15 protein-coding genes and 1 other annotated feature are annotated in these 17241 nt (G+C 38.6%); of the genes, 13 read left to right on the top strand and 2 right to left on the bottom strand.

The window, feature by feature from the left end; all coding sequences use genetic code 11:
• Positions 1 to 190: 190 nt before the first annotated feature.
• The 7 genes from AC50Y5_RS13085 (at position 191) to AC50Y5_RS13055 (ending at position 10334) form a co-directional block, all read left to right on the top strand.
• Positions 191 to 1435: a phenylacetate--CoA ligase family protein gene (locus tag AC50Y5_RS13085; protein ID WP_494861158.1), complete on the top strand. Its 1245-nt coding sequence runs from the start codon at positions 191 to 193 to the stop codon at positions 1433 to 1435.
• Positions 1436 to 1456: 21 nt separating this feature from the next.
• Positions 1457 to 3070, top strand: a complete 1614-nt coding sequence (locus tag AC50Y5_RS13080; RefSeq protein WP_494861156.1) for an HAD family hydrolase — start codon at positions 1457 to 1459, stop codon at positions 3068 to 3070.
• Position 3071: 1 nt separating this feature from the next.
• Positions 3072 to 4376 (top strand): dTMP kinase, encoded by a 1305-nt coding sequence (locus tag AC50Y5_RS13075; RefSeq protein ID WP_494861154.1) that lies wholly within the window; start codon positions 3072 to 3074, stop codon positions 4374 to 4376.
• Between the two features lie 28 nt (positions 4377 to 4404).
• The gene (locus AC50Y5_RS13070; protein ID WP_494861152.1) at positions 4405 to 5625 is read left to right on the top strand and encodes a glycosyltransferase; all 1221 of its coding nucleotides are present in this window, start codon (positions 4405 to 4407) and stop codon (positions 5623 to 5625) included.
• 5 nt (positions 5626 to 5630) lie between these two features.
• Positions 5631 to 6755, top strand: coding sequence for a GT-D fold domain-containing glycosyltransferase (locus AC50Y5_RS13065; RefSeq protein WP_494861151.1), 1125 nt, complete (start codon positions 5631 to 5633; stop codon positions 6753 to 6755).
• Positions 6756 to 6881: 126 nt separating this feature from the next.
• Positions 6882 to 8555 (top strand): ABC transporter ATP-binding protein, encoded by a 1674-nt coding sequence (locus AC50Y5_RS13060; protein WP_494861149.1) that lies wholly within the window; start codon positions 6882 to 6884, stop codon positions 8553 to 8555.
• Positions 8556 to 8582: 27 nt separating this feature from the next.
• Entirely contained in the window at positions 8583 to 10334 is a 1752-nt protein-coding gene (locus AC50Y5_RS13055; protein WP_494861147.1) for an ABC transporter ATP-binding protein, read from the top strand.
• Positions 10335 to 10665: 331 nt separating this feature from the next.
• Here AC50Y5_RS13055 and AC50Y5_RS13050 read toward each other — a convergent pair whose 3' ends face one another.
• Positions 10666 to 10914 carry a hypothetical protein gene (locus AC50Y5_RS13050; protein ID WP_494861145.1) on the bottom strand — a complete coding sequence of 83 codons (249 nt, stop codon included), beginning with the start codon at positions 10912 to 10914 and terminating at the stop codon, positions 10666 to 10668.
• A 109-nt stretch (positions 10915 to 11023) separates the two neighbouring features.
• Here AC50Y5_RS13050 and AC50Y5_RS13045 point away from each other — a divergent pair, with 109 nt between their 5' ends.
• The 6 genes from AC50Y5_RS13045 (at position 11024) to AC50Y5_RS13020 (ending at position 14732) form a co-directional block, all read left to right on the top strand.
• On the top strand, positions 11024 to 11152 hold the full coding sequence (locus AC50Y5_RS13045; protein ID WP_494861143.1) for a hypothetical protein: 129 nt from the start codon (positions 11024 to 11026) through the stop codon (positions 11150 to 11152).
• A gap of 2 nt (positions 11153 to 11154) precedes the next feature.
• On the top strand, positions 11155 to 11985 hold the full coding sequence (locus tag AC50Y5_RS13040; protein ID WP_494861141.1) for a DDE-type integrase/transposase/recombinase: 831 nt from the start codon (positions 11155 to 11157) through the stop codon (positions 11983 to 11985).
• A gap of 142 nt (positions 11986 to 12127) precedes the next feature.
• Positions 12128 to 12343: a hypothetical protein gene (locus AC50Y5_RS13035; protein WP_494861139.1), complete on the top strand. Its 216-nt coding sequence runs from the start codon at positions 12128 to 12130 to the stop codon at positions 12341 to 12343.
• A gap of 83 nt (positions 12344 to 12426) precedes the next feature.
• Positions 12427 to 12663 (top strand): AAA family ATPase, encoded by a 237-nt coding sequence (locus AC50Y5_RS13030; RefSeq protein WP_494861137.1) that lies wholly within the window; start codon positions 12427 to 12429, stop codon positions 12661 to 12663.
• A gap of 427 nt (positions 12664 to 13090) precedes the next feature.
• Positions 13091 to 13338: a binding site (T-box leader), on the top strand.
• Between the two features lie 55 nt (positions 13339 to 13393).
• The gene (locus AC50Y5_RS13025; protein ID WP_494861135.1) at positions 13394 to 14392 is read left to right on the top strand and encodes a tryptophan--tRNA ligase; all 999 of its coding nucleotides are present in this window, start codon (positions 13394 to 13396) and stop codon (positions 14390 to 14392) included.
• Positions 14393 to 14549: 157 nt separating this feature from the next.
• Positions 14550 to 14732: an allophanate hydrolase-related protein gene (locus tag AC50Y5_RS13020; protein ID WP_494861534.1), complete on the top strand. Its 183-nt coding sequence runs from the start codon at positions 14550 to 14552 to the stop codon at positions 14730 to 14732.
• Between the two features lie 894 nt (positions 14733 to 15626).
• On the opposite strand, the gene AC50Y5_RS13015 is transcribed toward AC50Y5_RS13020, so the two are convergent.
• A complete protein-coding gene (locus tag AC50Y5_RS13015) occupies positions 15627 to 17069 on the bottom strand; it encodes an RICIN domain-containing protein (protein WP_494861532.1) in 1443 nt (480 codons plus the stop codon).
• Positions 17070 to 17241: the final 172 nt, after the last annotated feature.

Genomic DNA, 17241 nt, shown 5'->3' with positions numbered 1-17241 from the left:
CGATAACTGAAATCGTAAGAATGAACGAGTAAAACGGAGAAAATATTAATTTATAGTGGGAGGTGTAAAATAATCATTAGAAAGAAGTCTACATATACATACTTATTGAGTGGTAAAACGAGTGACTTTATAAACTGTCGAAACGTTTCTATTATTCTTCTATTGCATTATATAAAGGGGTGAAAGAGAAATGGAAATGATTATTCCTTCGGATACATTAGCTCATATTCGATATAAACTAGCAGAATTGGTTTCACAGCCGGGTTTCTATAAAAATAAATATACTGACGTGAGTATTAAAAAAATTCAGTCTAAAGCGGATTTCGAAAAGTTACCATTTACAGACAAAGACGATTTACGCACTAATAATCCATTGGGAATAACGGCGGTGCCGCCTAAAAATATTATTCGATTACATTCTTCGAGTGGAACAACTGGGGCACCAATTATCATTCCGTATACGAAAAAGGATTTAGCTGATTGGAATACTATCTTTAATAGATGCTATCAAATAGCAGGTGTGACTTCTAACGATCGAGTACAAATCGCTACTGGTTATGGATTATGGACGGCAGGTATAGGGTTTCAATCTGGAGCAGAATCTTTAGGTGCAATGACTATTCCAATGGGGCCAGGTAATACTGAAAAACAATTGAAATTTATGCAAGATGTTGGTTCAACCGTTCTATGTGCTACTTCATCCTATACCTTACTTTTAGCTGAGGAGATTGAAAAAAGAAGCTTGCAAGCTTCCATCCAACTAAAAAAAGGTATTATTGGTTCTGAATATTGGTCTGATAAAATGCGTAAACGGATAACAGATATCTTAAATATAAAATTGTATGATATTTATGGCTTAACAGAAGTTTATGGCCCGGGTATAGGAATAAGCTGTAATTGTTCTGATAAAATCCATTACTTTAATGATTTTTTTTACTTCGAAGTTATTGATCCAGAAACATTGGAAGCGCTCCCTGTTGGAGAGATAGGTGAATTAGTTATCACAACTTTGCAAAAAGAGGGGACCCCCCTTTTTCGGTACCGTACACACGACAGAACTTATTTAGTTGAAGAAGAGTGTTCTTGTGGTTGGAAATACCCGCGTATTGGAAAAATTTTAGGTCGCACGGATGACATGATTAAGATAAAAGGAGTAAAAATTTTCCCCGATCAGATTGATGAAATATTGAAAAATTATAAAGAAATTATTAGTGAATATAAAGTGCAGATTGATAAATCAAACAATAAAGACAGAATGAAACTTTATTTTGAAATTACAGCATTCGGCGAAGAACGGAAAAAAATAGAATATGAAATTAAAAAAAGATTTAAGCATATTACTGGAATAAATGTAGAAGTAGAAGGTGTAGATTTTGGCGTACTGCCTAGATATGAGAAGAAAACAACTCGGATATTTGATTTAAGAGAGTGTTAGTTAAGGGAGGGAGGGAAAACCGTGTTAGATTTATTCAGTACAGATAAAGCAAAATTAGAAAAAATAGATGAAGTTTTACGGGATCATAATAATTATCAAATTACTTCTTGGAAAATAGATGAAGATGAAATCAAAGAAATAAAATTAAACATAGAAAAGTATATTAAAAATGAAAGACATCTTGATATACAGCTTTTAAATAATGAAAACATCAACGACAAATTGAATGAACTTCAGCAACTACTATTTATCGAAAATGAAATTGATAGAAAGGAAATTAAATTAGTAGCTTTTGATACAAGTAAAACACTTATACAATATACAACTAATGAATTCACGACATATAGAGCTGCAAAGAAAATAGTTCAATTTCTTAAAGAGCGCTCTATTTCCACTACCGAAGAAGAATTGATAGAAGCAATTTCTATGGGCTTTAATGAGTATCATGAAGAACGAAAAATACATCAAAAAGAATTGAACGAATTATTAGTTTATAAAACATATATATTCAACAAAATAAACATCAAAATAAATCATACATTGAATGAGGAGCAGCATAAAAAGATTATAAAAATATGGATGGAACTGTCTGTAGATATATCATTAAACTCAAAAAAACTGGTGAAAATCATAAAAGAATTGAAACAAAGAGGTTTTATGGTCGTTACCATATCTGACATGCTAGGAGAAATGACAAATTACGCTTTAAAAAAGTTGAATTTGTATGATTTGTTTGATGCACACTTTATCTCTAACAACTTTGGATTTAGAAAAACAAATAGTGAGCATTCTCTTTATAAAATAGTTTCGGATGTATGCAAAATACCTTCAGAAAACTCAGTTATAATTGGAAATGACATTAATGATGACATTATATCCAGCAAAGTTCATGGATGGAAAACAATTTTTGTCACTTTTAACCAGTTAATAGAAACAGATGTGCTTAAACAATGCGATGAAGTTATTAACGAAACAGATGAGGTTCTGAATTTATTGGAACGAGAGTCGTTGTTAGATATATTACCAAAGTCTACTTATAGTCGATCTAAGGGAGCAGAAAGAACTGATTCTGATCTAAGTCAGCTTGCCTATTTAATAAGAAGTCTGGCAAAAGGAATAGTCAACAGAGAGTTAAGGCAGCAAATATATAGAGACTACTTGCTTTATCATTGTGGGGAAAATACGAGAATTGGTAGTAACTTTGAGGTAAGACATCCAGATAGAATTATTATAGGGGAGAACTGCCAAATAAATGATGATGTTACGATTTTAAATGAGGGCTGGGTACTAATTGGGAATAATGTGATGATAGCATTAGGTGTTTTTATTTCTACCTATTATCATGATTGGAAAATTGGCATGATTCAAGAAGCTATCCCTTCTTGGAAAAAAGGAAACACAAAAACCGGGATTGTTTCTATTGGCAGTAACAGTTGGATAGGCCCATACGCTTGTTTCGAATCAAATGTTCATTTAGGGAATAATTGTGTTGTTGCAGCGCACTCCTTAGTCAAAACAGGTTCTTATCCACCATATTCTTTTATTGCTGGGAACCCTGCGAGAATAATTAAAAATATTAAACAGGATATAATAAATGTAAGTAAGGCATTCGTGGGAAAAGGGAGTGACGAATAAAATGTTCAACGACAGTACGAAGATAACTACCTTAAAAAATATTAGGTCATCTATTCATAATAGTTTCAAGAAAACACCGTCGATTTGCATAGGTTTTGGTAGTTTCTGGCAAAAAGAAAATTTGCAGTCTTCTTCTGATATAGATATCTGTTTGGTTTTTGATGAAGAACCCCATATCAATGAAATGAAGAATTTCATGCTTAACCTGGAAAAAGGTAACGAACTTAATTATAAAATCTCTCCACAAGTATTCGTTGGCGAAGTAGAATCTCTTGTTAAAGGTTCGAATAATGCGATGCGGATCTTAACAATGTACTCATATGACAGATATAAACCAATACTTATCTTGGGTGACACGAAGGTAGATTTATGGGAGCTGTTTATACAATATAATCCTGATCCAGCAGAGATGATAAAAGAGTATCTATTTACCACCACTCGCTTGTTTAATAAACTTCTGTTGGAGAATAAAGAATCGAAGGAGCAACTAGAGTACAAAGATAAAGAAATTAATAGAGTGTATGAAGCTTTAATGACATTATGGAACAAATGCAATAATCAGATGGCAAAAGATATTTTGGAATCAACCGAGTATTTGTTTTATGGAAAATCCAACCCAGTCACTGCTGAAAGTGTATGGCAAAAGTATTATATCTTAAATAAGGCTGTGAAATCATATGAAGTGTATGGAAAACTTGTTGTCTTAATGGGTGTAGACGGATCCGGGAAAACAACGCTAAGCAAACTTCTTGAAAAAAATTTAAAAGCAGCAAATTACAAGGTTATTCGATTAAAACTATCCGAACTTGAGCTGGATTCAGAAATTTCCACATCTACATGTAGAGAGGTTTTAGTTCGATTAGGACTACCTATTATGAAGGATAGAATGAAATTTGTTAAGGAGTGCCTAACTCTTAAAAGCAAAATTGATAAATTTGTTATCCCTTATTTAAATAAACAATACTATGTCATCATGGATCGATATTTAGAAAGTTTGTGTGGTAAAGCCACAGAATTGATAGATGGCGAAGTTATTTTTAATCAAGTGTTTACCCAAATAATAAAACCAAGGTGGTCGTTTTTGATTACCCTCCCAATACAAGAGGCAAAGAGAAGAATAGTCGAACGAGGAGATAAAGAGATCCAGGACGAGCAGTTTTTAGCCTTTATGCAAAACTATTATCTAAACAAGTTCAGCTTTTATAAGCCAAGTACTATAAACGCACAATTACCCATCAACGATATTACATCAACAATTATCCAGCAAATAATTCCACAAACTCAAACTAATGTATTGGTACATTAGGGCATAATTTAAGTTAAAAGGATAGATTGTGAAGCAACGTGCTGTAGAGAATATCAATTTGCAGCAGGGCACTTTGCCGAATAATCTTAGTCGACTTCTAGAGGTGATTATTTTGTTGTTATCAGTTTGCACAATAGTAAAGAATGAAAGCAATTTAATTGAACAATACGTGAAACGTGTAAGTAAATATGCAGATGAAATTGTTATCGTTGATAACGGTAGCGAAGATGATACTGTGGAAAAGGCAAAAGCGTTGGGGTGTAATGTTTTAATAAACACTAATCCTTCTTTTGATTTAGTACGGAATGATTATCTTAAAAATGCCAAAGGAGAATGGATTCTCACTTTAGATTTAGATGAGGTTATTTTAGAAACTCACATAAATCAGCTAAAGAACTTTCTAAGATCTGCTCCCCAAAATACTATGGCCGTCATTATGCCAAGTTTTCAATATATTAATATGGGGCATTGGGCGACCTTTTATCGATCTAGGCTGACAAGGAATAATGAGAACATTTTCGTGGATAATCCAATTCATGGTTCTGTGGGAAAGTCTATTCATTCCATAGGAGGCGGCTTTGCATTCTTTTATTGTCCTGTTCATCACTTTGATGCTCTGATCTCTGAAGACAGAAATGAGTTGAAAAGAGAAAGGAATATATTTTGGCTAACAAAGCAATTAAAGGAGAGCCCGTCTGAGAAATTATTCTCATTCTTAGCTTTGGAGTATTTTGCACTTAATGAATATGATAAAGCATTCGATGCCATAGAAAAAGCGATAGAGTTAGATAAAACTAAAAAGTCATCTGCATTGCTCTTTAAATCTCAAATGCTCTACCTTATGAGGGAATACGAACAAAGCATTATATGTGCAAATCAGCAAATAAGTTACTGCAATTACTTAATAGAAAATGGCTTAGATAGAAAAAATCTATATCGCTTTATGATTGATTCAGCAAATGTCGTCTTAGCTAAGTGTTTTTATAAAAAAGAAATGCCCGATTTAAGCATCCATATCATCGAGAAGGCGATCATTACAAATCCGATATTACCTCATAATTATTTAAACTTACATTTTATCGACCCTAAAAAACGCCAAAAATTGTATGAAAAGGCATTTGAATTAAATTCAATTATCCTGGACAAATCATTGTACAAACCAGTAGACAACAAAAATATCTACTATCAGCAATCTTCTTTGTTTGAAGAATTGAATTTATATGATTTAGTTAATTATCGAAAGGACTGAGATATATGCTTAACAAAAATTATATTAGCTCGATTGAGTGTTCTAATGAAGAAAGTGAATTTATAGTTCAAGAATTAAACAAGCATAAAGATAATATGGAGGTATATAAGGAAAAGTTAATTATGGATAATGTAATAATTCATTACGAAAAACCCACACAAAAATATTTAAATAAATTTCCTGGTGTAAAAAAAGATATCGAAACAACTTTTCGCATATTAAGTTTACAAGAGAACTCAGGTATTAAAAAAATAAAAAATGTCTCCAATTTATATAGAGTATGGATAGATGATAACAATATGATCATTTATTCCTTAGATGAAAATGAAATCATGATAAAAATGATTACAAATATTTTTATAGAGCGGAACTCAGAAGTGATACTTAATCTTTCCCTAATAGAAAAATCATATCCTACAATTTTATCAACAACAGAAAGTATAGATTATATAGTGAAGAATAGATGTTCGCTTGCTCGGTTTGGTGATGGAGAATTAAACCTTGGTTACGGTAAAAATATAGGCTTTCAGAAATCCTCTGAAGAATTATCACTACGGCTCAATGAAATACTCAAATATGGTAGTGATGATAATATCTTGATAACCCTTCCGGAGTTTAATTCAAAAAATAATAATATTTTCAATTGCTTCGGTGAAATATCCTTTTGGGAAAACTATTGGCTTAAGATGTATCGAAATTTAAGCGGGTTATTTTCACATCATTTTTATGGAAATACTGATATTTCTAGGAATTCCGTCTTTGTTGAAAATAATTTGGATAAGATCAAATCACTATGGGGAAATAGGGAAATTATTTTTGTGTTTGGAAACAAAGGAAGGTTTGAAATAAGAAAAGAGCTATTTGATAATATTAGAAATTATAAAACAATTCTTACTCCACCCGTTAATGCTTTTGAAAAATATGATGAAATTCTAGAAGAATGTTTAAAACAGGATAAAGACAAGTTGTTTTTGTTATCTGCAGGACCAACGGCCACTGTGTTAGCTTATGACTTGATGAAGGTAGGATACCAAGCTCTTGATATAGGACATCTGCCTAATTGTTATGACCAGTATCTTGGAAATATAAAATATCCGGAGTCTATTCCATTTGTTACTGAAAAACAATAAATTATTAAACTTATATTATTTGTTCAAAACTTATACTTGGAAGACGATGACAAAGGTGTGGTTAATATAAAAGGGGATAATAGCCTACTATGTGTTTTCAGAGACTCGAACAAGCAGTGGCCAATTATGGCGTTACAACTTACAATTTTATTCCTTAATGGACTAATAATTTCAAAATCTGCTTCTTTACTAGGGAATATGATTGATAGTGGAATTTCTGGGGAATATAAAAGAATCTATGATCAATTGTATCTTATAATTTTTTTAATACTAGGATTAAGCCTTTTAAGCATTCTTCAATCCGTAGTGACAAGGGTAGTTATGGAAAATATAATGCTGACATATAGAATTCGAGCATTTAATACTTTAAACAGTATTAAAATGTCTATCCTAGAAAAAGACTTAAGGACAGGAGATTTATCTACTCGATTAAACAGTAACCTGGAGGCATTATCGGATTCACTTTCTGCAATTTTAAACTGGTTTGCCGGAGTCATTGTCAATGCACTTGTGGCATTTGTTTTTTGTTTGCGATTAAGTTGGGAAATTTCACTTCTTTATTTTTGTGCGGTACCGCTTTTTATTTATTTTACTAACAAAATAAGTAAACCTGTCGAAAATCAACAAAGAAAATTTGTTGAAAGTGAAGGCAGAGCAATGAATATTGCATCAGAATATTTAAATAATATAGAAGTGGTAAAAGCCTATCAAACGGAAAGGTTTATATTTAATAAGTTTTCCCATCATCTAGATATTTCATGTAATAGCAATAAAAAAATCATTAAAATAAGCATTAAATTGACATTGATTAAATATATTACGAGTTTAACTTTATTATCAATATTACTTTTTATTGGCGTGGTTTTTATCAAGTTTAATATAGTCTCCATAGGTGAATTTATTACCTTTGTTGGCTTAAGCGCATATGTACGCACTGGAATAGAGTTATCTGATAATATTTTTAAAACTTTTAGGCAAGGAAATGCTCTATCACGTAGATTATATGATTTCTTTGACTACGAGATTGAAGAAGAAGCTGTCGGTCTTACACAGAAGTACAAAGTTAATGAGCAATACAGTAGCCTATTAAGCTTTGAGAAATTTAATTTTAACTATAGTGAAGATATTCAAACTCTGAAAAATATCTCTTTAAAGATCAGTAATTCGCAGAAAGTTGGTTTGATTGGGCCAAGTGGGAGTGGTAAATCAACAATTTTTAAACTTGTATGTAAATTTTATGATTATGATTTTGGAAGTCTTAAATTCCAAGGGAAAGAAATAAATGAGTGGGGATATCGCGATTTAAGAAAACATATTTCAATTGTTACTCAGGAACCATATTTATTTAATGGAACCATTTATGAAAATATAAAATACGGTGCTGAAAATATCTCCGAAAAAGAGGTGATAAATGCGTTAAAAGAGGTATATTTATGGGAATTCATTAAAAGTTTAGATACTGGAATACACACGTATATTGGTGAGAGTGGCTCTTTTTTATCAGGAGGCCAAAAACAGCGAATTACGATTGCAAGAGCTTTAGTAAGAAACGCTTCCTTAGTATTACTTGATGAGCCTACTGCTTCTTTAGATAAGCATTCAGAAAAAGTTGTTCAGCGCTCTTTAGATAAGTTGCTGGGAAATAAAGCGGCATTAATTATCTCCCATAGATATTCTATTCTCAAAAACGTTGATTACATTTATTGTTTGGAAAACGGGAGGATAGTGGAAGAGGGAACTCCGGAAAGCCTACTAAGAACTAATGGTTACTTTTATAAATTCAAAATGTCACAAGAATAATGCCTTGAACCTTGCAGGAGGGATACTTTGGACAACCACAGATTGGGAATTATTCAGACAGCCTCAATAATGAGAAGGTCTTTCAGTTTTTTAGATAATGAAAGGCATAAATACATATGGGGCTGGCTTATGTCTTGTTGTGAAATTATTATGGTATTTATTATTCCGTTAATATACAAGAATTTAGTGTTGATGGTTGAAGACAACTTTTCAGATGAAATAATCCGGAAATTATTAATATTATTTTTAGCTTTTTTAGCGCTTACACCACTGGTTTGTATAGGAGGGTACTTGAGAGGAATAACAACTCTTTACGGTATAAATGTTTTGAAAAAGAAACTGTTTGATCATATACAGAGTTTACCTTTGTCCGAGATCGGTACAATTAAAATAGGAGATTATTTAAGCCGCTTAAGTACAGATGCATCTAAAACAGTAGGGATGTTCAATTCCTATTCAAGTATTGCTCTAGTAAAATTTTTTATTTACTTTACGTTAGGTTCATTTTTGTTGTTAAGTATTAATTGGGAGTTGGCTCTTTTAGCTATTGTACTTAGTATAATATCTATTGTTTTTTCTGCATTATTCAATTCTAAAGTTAGATTTTTAGAGAATGAGGCAAGAAAGCTTTCTGCAAGTTCAATAACATACTTAATTGAAACACTTATGGCTATGCCGATTGTAAGGGTGTTTGGTTTACAAGAGGTTTTGACAAGCGGATATAATGATAACTGTAGGGATATTCTTAATAAAAGAGTAAAATTTAGTTTATGGTCCGGGTATGTATATGCTATGTTGAACTTTTTTGGCTATATTACACAACCCCTTTGTTTTGGATTTGCTATTTATTTGGTAAAACAAGGGGATTTTTCCTTATCCGAAGTTGTTTTTGCTGCTTCGATTGCTGATATAATTGCTAAATCAGCGATGGAAGCTAATACATTTATTCAATATATTCAACCTAGTTTGGTAGCGGCAAAACGTTGCTTTGAAATTCTGGATAAGTCAAAAGAAGAGTTATCAATAACAAAAAGGGGGGGAATTAATTTGCAATCAGAGGTGGTTTTGGAGTTTGAGGATGTTAGCTTCAATTACCCAAATGGCCGGCAAGCATTGAGGAATATTAGTTTTAAAGTAAAAAAGGGAGAAACCATTGCCTTTGTAGGGGAATCTGGCAGTGGAAAATCTACAATCCTCAAGTTAATACTAGGAATATATAAACCTCAACAAGGAATCATAAAATTTTACGGCACGCCTTATGAAGAATTAAACCTCTTTGATATACGAAATGAAATATCTTATATATCACAAAATGGAGGTCTGTTTGACTACACACTTTACGAAAATATAACTTTAGGAAAAGAAAATGTAGGGGAAAGGGAAGTAATAGAGGCTGTTCAAAAAGCTGAAATTCATGATTATATAATTAGTAATAAGGAACAGTATGAAATGAAGGCAGGAGAAAGAGGGAAAAATTTATCAGGAGGCCAAAGGCAAAGGGTAGCCATTGCTAGAGCTGTACTCAGAAATGGTAGCCTTTTTTTGTTTGATGAAGCGACATCTGCTCTTGACCCTAAAGTGGAGACTCAAGTTAACCAGAATATTAACCAAATCGCTAAAGAAAAAACAAGTATCATTGTTACACATAAAATAATAAGTCTTAACAATGTTGATAGAGTGTTGACTTTTGAAGACGGAAAATTTACTAATGAAATTTTGAACAATAAAAGTGCAAATAAAGATGTTCTGTCGCCGCTCACTTCCGCTGACGGAAGATGAGCAGCGATTGTTATGTACGATGTCGGTGAGTGAACGATAGAATTGGCGTTAGTGCAGCATAAACCTGCCGACAATCATAAGGAGCAGGTGATAGATCGGAGTCTGAAAATGATGACAGGGAGACTGTAAGGTTTCGCGGCCTCGTCTCCCTGTTGCATATCTCCCGGCTTACGCCAACATTATCGTGTTGAATTGGGACACCGATGTAACGGCTTATTTGAACAGGTTTGCGGGCGGTTTACCGGAGGCAGACCGCCCCAGGCGTTGCTGTGCCTGTCATTCGAAGCGGATGCCGCATCGTCATGGAAGTTTTACCCGACTCCTCTTCACGTTAACAGAGACGCTCACGCTCACGATCTTCCGGATCCTCTGTTCGGATTGCCGCGCCACATGCAGCGTACTGCCTTCTTTTGCCCAGCCTGCGTTGTGGACGATCCTGTTCCGTCGCGGCATGGATGACTCGCTTCCCCTTGAACGGCGGTCTCCTTGGAAGGCGCTGCACATGGCCTGGGGGCAAGCTGACGCTCCCGGCAGCCTGTTCTCCGCCCTGCTTTGTCTCAGCCGCTCGCCTCAACCTCAAGTGACGGTACAGCCCTAGCGTCCCACAATAGCTGACCGTAGTCTCATTTGTCTCAATGGTACGAGGGACATGTTCCCCTCTATTTATCATGACCGGGAGGAAAACCGCTTTGCTTGAGAAGAATGACGAACAGATTGCCGCAGCACGATATGCCCTCATTGCCCCCATCGTAAGCCGACAGACGTCGCTTGCCCCGGGGGGTGCTAAAAACGTGGCTTCGAGAAACAGCAAGCCGTAGCTATGATCTGCCTGAGAGCCGCGGGCGAGCACACGCTCGAACGCTACCTCGAAGCGTACCGCAAGGGCGGATGGGACGCGTTAAAGCCGAAGAAGCGAAGTATGGTAGGACGGACAAAGCTCGATGAACGTTTGCTAAGCCAAGTGATGGCCTTGCGGCAGGAACGCCCCGAGCGGAGCGTGGAGCAGCCAAAAAGGGACGGATTGTCGAAAGCATGCTCAGCCGCCACTTGCGGGCACATGGCATGGCCGAAAGCAGCTCGTTTAACCGCTCCCACCTCCGCGTTTCGGCGGTTTGAAGCAACCGATATTCTGGAATTGCTACAGGCAGACTTAAAGCACTTCGTCTACTTGCCGGATCCACGTGACCCGAAGAAGAAGCGCAAGACAATCCTGCTCGCGATTCTCGACGATTACAGCCACTACATCGTGCATGCTCAAATCTATTGGGATGAGGAGCTGCCGCGCCTCGAAGACAGCTTGAAGAAGGCGATACTTCTACACGGCATTCCGGAAACCTTTTACTGCGATAACGGCTCAGCTTTCTCCGCACAGCATCTGCAGCGCATGTGTAGGCGGATCGGCATTCGACTTAGCCGCAGCAAGCAGTATCGTCCGCAAGGATGCGGCAAGGTCGAACGGCTATTCCAATTCGTAGACTCGAGCTTCCGACCCGAAGTGCAGGCGCTCGTGAACAAGGGTGAGGTGACCACGCTCGAAGCGCTGAATGCAGCACGGTGCAGTTGTACCACACGCGCGAACATGGCAGCACGAAGCAGTCGCCTCGGGAGCAGTTTGTTGCGAGTAGCAAGCCGCGCAAGTGCATGCCGCTAGTGGATCTCAATGAGCTCTTTTGGTGGGAAGAGATCTGAAGGTAGATAAGACGGGCTGCATTCGGCTTGATGGCAACATTTATGAGGTGGACAGTATTCTTGTGCGCTGGACGGTCCCCTTCGATACGATCCGTTTGATCTGAATGAGCCTGCAGGTATGGGACGGAGAGCAGTGGTATGCGAATGCCGTGCCGGTAGAACTGAACCACAAGCGCAGCCTAAAGGCCGTGGCTGCTGAGCCTGCAGATACAACCGAGGCCCCTTCGGTCTCGTTTCTGGAGCTCGCCGAAAGGAAGCGCCAAGCAGCCTGGAGCGCGAATACGCTTCGCTTTGCCGGAAAGGGCGGTGATGGCAGATGATCCTGCGTCCGTTTACACGTGAGATGGCACCTTGTTATGCGTTTGGAGCCCACCAAGAGGTGTTCGAACGATTAAACATGGCCATGGAGCACCGTTTACTTGGCGTCTTGAGTGGCGAGGTCGGCAGCGGGAGGTCTGCACTGCTGCGACGATTATTTGGAGCACTGGATCCGATGCGAACGTTGCCGATCTACCTCAGCATGGCGGATATGAAGTCGCGTGACTTCTATGCGCAGCTACTCGCACATGTGGATGAAGAGCCGCCTTACTCCGTCGCCAAAGCCCGTCAATTATGGGGCGAGGTAGCACGAAGGTTGTAGAGGATATGCATATTGGGCGCGTGCTCACAGATATGGATCGGCAATGGGGTTCGGCGGGGTAACCCGCCGCTTTCGCCGACCCCGAATGATTGGCGTTTGACCACTCGCCAGCATGACGTAATTGACGATCAAACGCTCACGTCATTGAAGGTGAGAAATTCACCGACAAACTGCGTGAGCGTTAACAATGTTCAAGAGTATTTCCGGTGACTCTCCAATGGCAAAAACTTTAAACCCGTTGAGGGGCGGGATTCTTGGGTTATTAAAAACGAATCGCTTCTGTCCATTGAATTAGACTCCAAGATAAGACAGTGCATGTAGCGTCTTATCCTGATTGACTTTCACTATCAATCGCAGATTATGATTTTTATCATCATGAAATCTTGACCTTTTTATCATCTATACTATACTAATATTAAATGAATATTTTTATGCGATGAAGAAGAAGAGTAAACAATATGAACGCCTCAGAGAGCTGATGGTTGGTGAAAATCAGTGCCGGATTACTGTTGAATGGGCTTCCGAGCTACTAGACTGAATTAGTAGTAGGTTTAGCGGATTGTCTCACCGATAAAAGAGACGAAGTATTGAAACACTTTTTCCGTTTCAGTATGGATAAGTGCGTTTACAACAGTAAACGAATGAAGGTGGCACCACGGGCTACTCGTCCTTTTTATATTAAGGATGGGTTGCCCTTTTTCAATTAGTATTTAAAATACGGAGGTTAGTTATGAAGAAAACTATCTTGACTGGAATAAAACCCACTGGACAAATCCATCTTGGTAATTACATAGGAGCAATAAAACCAGCCTTGGAAATAGCTAAAATACAGAATTATAAGGCAGCATACTTTGTTGCAGATTATCATGGCCTTACACAAATTCATGATGCCGAAGAATTCAGACACTTGTCATATGGTATAGCAGCAACATGGTTAGCATTAGGCTTAGATGCTAATAAAGCAATTTTTTATAGACAATCTGACGTTCCTGAGATTTTTGAATTAAATTGGATATTTAGCTGTTTTGCGCCTAAAGGGTTAATGAATAGAGCTCATGCATATAAATCTATTGTTGACAATAACAAAAAACTGAATAACGAGTTAGATGATGGAGTTAATATGGGGTTATATAATTATCCCATCCTAATGGCAGCTGATATTTTAATGTTTGGAACAGATATAGTACCGGTTGGTAAGGACCAAATACAACATGTTGAAATTGCTCGAGATATTGCAGAGAGTTTTAATCATAATTATGGAGAGACATTCAAATTACCAGATTATAAAATACAAGAGGATACATCTGTATTACCTGGTTTGGATGGTCGAAAAATGAGTAAAAGTTATAATAATACAATACCGCTCTTTGAAGAACCTAAAAAACTGCAAAAACTTGTTAATAAAATTAAAACGGATTCATTACCACCAGAGGCTCCAAAAGATACTAACACTTCGATCCTGTTTATGCTTTATAAGGAGTTTGCTTCGCCTACAGAAGTTGAAAAGATGAAAGAACAATATTTGAATGGCATTAGCTGGGGGGAAGCAAAAAAAGAACTGTTTGAAGTTATGAACAAATTTTTAGAAGAACCACGAGCGAAGTATAACGAACTAATGTCGTCTCCTGAAAAGATAGATGAAATTTTAAAAGATGGGGCAGAGAAAGCAAGAGCGATTTCAACTCCATTCTTAAAAGAAATTAAACGTAAAATCGGGATTTATGTATAGCATTGTGGACGCGGTAATAGTGAAGGAGACATTAATCGTTCCACTCTAGCGGATGATCAAGTTGCCTACAACTCCTGCCAAGCCCGGGCTGATCCGTCGCGGCGGTTGGAAGTTTGGGACATGCCTTTGCTCATATTAGGATCATTTCCCGTGCCAAATCCCGGCACCGCACGGGATAGGTAAAGTTATGCTGGCGGACGGTAGCGAGGTTTCCGGTTTCATTTGCGAAGGTTATGCGGTTGACATTTCGGATGCAGAGGATATAACAGCTTTATCCAATCGAACCCATTGTTCTGTAGGAACATCAAAAACTCCTTTTTACAATACCATCGGTCCATAGCTACCCAAAGTCGACAGGACACCGATTGGCGTAGTTGCAATAATAGTTGCTTGGCTAAATCATATTTGGTTAATCCAGAATCATCTTTTGTTAGTTTCTAAAACCGATAGGATAGCGGGTATTCAAGGACATTTTGGAGGACAGTTTGAATCACAATCAGATTCATACACCAGCTGTACGTTTTGGCTGAGGAGTCAAATAGCCGGCATAAGAAAGGCAATTTCTTCGCATAAGAATATGCAATATGGGTGTCATCCAGGTTCATACAATCTCCATTCTGCAAGCCCATATCTTTATCTTCTTGAAGTCTAGCCATTCGTTTTTGACCGAATAAAGCCTAGTCATACGGAGCTGAGAAAAACCGGCTCATCGTATACTGAGTCACCGTGAAAGACTTAAACATGATGGCCAATAAGGCATCTTTCGAAGCTAGAGACGCCATCTGATTAACGGAAGGACAATTCGAAACCAGCCCAATGACATACATAAAACAAAGTAACCATGGTGGAACACCACTACGTTTAGAGATTCCTGACTGCATGAGAAGTAAAGACAAGTCGAAGCGATCCCATAACTCTCGTAAAATGGGAGCACCCGCAACATGATCATGATCTAGCTTGCGAAACCGTGGCTGCTCAAGTGTTTCTTTCAAAAAAATCACCTAAAATCCTCTAAGATATACCCGGTTGAAAGGGTATCCTTTGTGATTATTTGGGTGATTCAGAAAAGTCAAGAGGGTTTTCTTGATTTATTCAACGATATACTGACTTTTGGAGATTTTCTATCAGTTGGGATGAACTGCATAAGTCATGTCTCAATACTAAGGAAGTGGAAAAAGCAGATGATCCTATCAATCTAGAGGAGCATCTGCTTTTTATATCTATAATGTATGGGCTAGCTCGTCGTTGTGAATGAAAAATGCTTATTCGTGTTGTTATCGTCCGTCCACTGGATGGCGTCGGCACCGTTGTCGGAGGAGCCTCCCGTAATATAAAGCACTTTACGGCTTTTGACGTTCATGATTTTGAAATAGCCGCTTCCGGCGCTTAAAATGCGGAATTGCTGATTGAGCCCGCCGTTGCTCGTATATTGAATGACAGTAGCGCCATCTGCAACCGAGCTGCTGGTAATATCCATGACTTTGCCGCTGTTGCGGTTTTTGATCGTGTAATAGCGTCCTCCAACGTCGGTGAACTGCCAGTGCTGGCTTGTCCAACCGCCATCGGTGTATTGTTCGATCTGCACGCCGTCCGTCGTGCCGCCGCTAGTGACGCCAAGTAGCTTGCTGCTGGCGCGGTTCGCGATTTTGTACCAGGACGTCGTATTGACTGGCGGAGCTACAGTGCCGGTGGCGCTGCCTGTCGCCGCGTCAATCGTAAGCTGGTCAGCCCAGTCCAGCGTCATGGTAGTAGAAGAAGGAAAGGTTATTGGCAGCCACACATACTCTGAGGTGTTGACCGCTCCGCCCCAAGCTCCAGCCCAACGGTCGCCCATGTATAGAAACGAAGTAGTGGACGAGCCCTCAATAGGCAGCACATACGTAGATTGCGAGTTGTAGGTGTTGCCATTGCCGACGTTCGTCAGGCCGCTCCATGTACCGGATATGCTGCTGGCCGTCGCATATTTCGCTTGGTTCGGCGCCCAGCCAGTCGCCCCGGAGGTGACGAGGAAGTAGGTGCTGCCCCGCTTGAACATGGCAGGCGCTTCCCGGTATTGGCCGACCCACAGGGTGGAGACGAGCGAATCGACGCCAAGGAAGTCGGAGGTCAGGCGATAAATATTTAAATCGGCGTTGACGCGGGTAGCGGAGATGAGATAGGCGGTGCCATTGTCGTTGTAGACCGTCATATCACGGGAATCGTAGTTCAGCGGACGGAAGCTGCCGTGATACGTATAGGGGCCTTCAATGTTGGTGGAGGAAGCGACAGCGACCTGTGCATCGCCGTAGTCTACGCCGTTTTCCTTATGCATCCACATCACATATTTATTCGTAGCCGCATTATAGATGACTTTGGGGCGCTCAATGTTGGCGGTTGCCAGCTCGGGCGACGAGGTTTTGCTGAGGACATTGGCACGAAGCTCCCAGTTTTTCAGATCTGCTGAGCGATAGACGGAAACGTAATTGACGCCATCGCGATTTTCGCCAAACCAGTAATAATAGCTGCCTGACTTGAGAATTCCGCCTCCATGAGCTTGAATCGGATTGCCTGCGGTGTCTTTGAACTGAATCCCATTGTCGAACGTGACAGGAGCAGCGGCCGCAGGAGCGGTCATAAGGGTAAGAGCCAAAGCGACGGTGAGCACATACGCGAGCAAAAGCCGGGTCTTGCTTTTCATCATAAAAAACCTCCTTGGAATGTGATGAGCCCATCGCAAGCATCGGCGTAAGCATGGACCGCATAGCTGCTCGGAGCCCGGCTTAGGCTTTGCTCGGGTTATGTGGATAGAGGAGTGACAAGAAAGTAAGCGCTTGCAAATAAGATTGTACAACGATAGAAAGGGAAAAGCA

The organism is Paenibacillus sp. JT22N7 (genome assembly GCF_059383875.1).
The sequence above is the reverse complement of the archived record's forward strand: the minus strand, read 5'-3'. Positions and strand labels throughout refer to the sequence as shown.

Bases quoted from the DNA above. Each gene is read 5' to 3' on its own strand.
- AC50Y5_RS13030 (WP_494861137.1), top strand. From the start codon at position 12,427: ATGGAGCACCGTTTACTTGGCGTCTTGAGTGGCGAGGTCGGCAGCGGG.
- AC50Y5_RS13015 (WP_494861532.1), bottom strand. From the start codon at position 17,069: ATGAAAAGCAAGACCCGGCTTTTGCTCGCGTATGTGCTCACCGTCGCT.
- AC50Y5_RS13040 (WP_494861141.1), top strand. From the start codon at position 11,155: ATGATCTGCCTGAGAGCCGCGGGCGAGCACACGCTCGAACGCTACCTC.
- AC50Y5_RS13075 (WP_494861154.1), top strand. From the start codon at position 3,072: ATGTTCAACGACAGTACGAAGATAACTACCTTAAAAAATATTAGGTCA.
- AC50Y5_RS13035 (WP_494861139.1), top strand. From the start codon at position 12,128: ATGAGCCTGCAGGTATGGGACGGAGAGCAGTGGTATGCGAATGCCGTG.
- AC50Y5_RS13025 (WP_494861135.1), top strand. From the start codon at position 13,394: ATGAAGAAAACTATCTTGACTGGAATAAAACCCACTGGACAAATCCAT.
- AC50Y5_RS13065 (WP_494861151.1), top strand. From the start codon at position 5,631: ATGCTTAACAAAAATTATATTAGCTCGATTGAGTGTTCTAATGAAGAA.
- AC50Y5_RS13085 (WP_494861158.1), top strand. From the start codon at position 191: ATGGAAATGATTATTCCTTCGGATACATTAGCTCATATTCGATATAAA.
- AC50Y5_RS13060 (WP_494861149.1), top strand. From the start codon at position 6,882: ATGGCGTTACAACTTACAATTTTATTCCTTAATGGACTAATAATTTCA.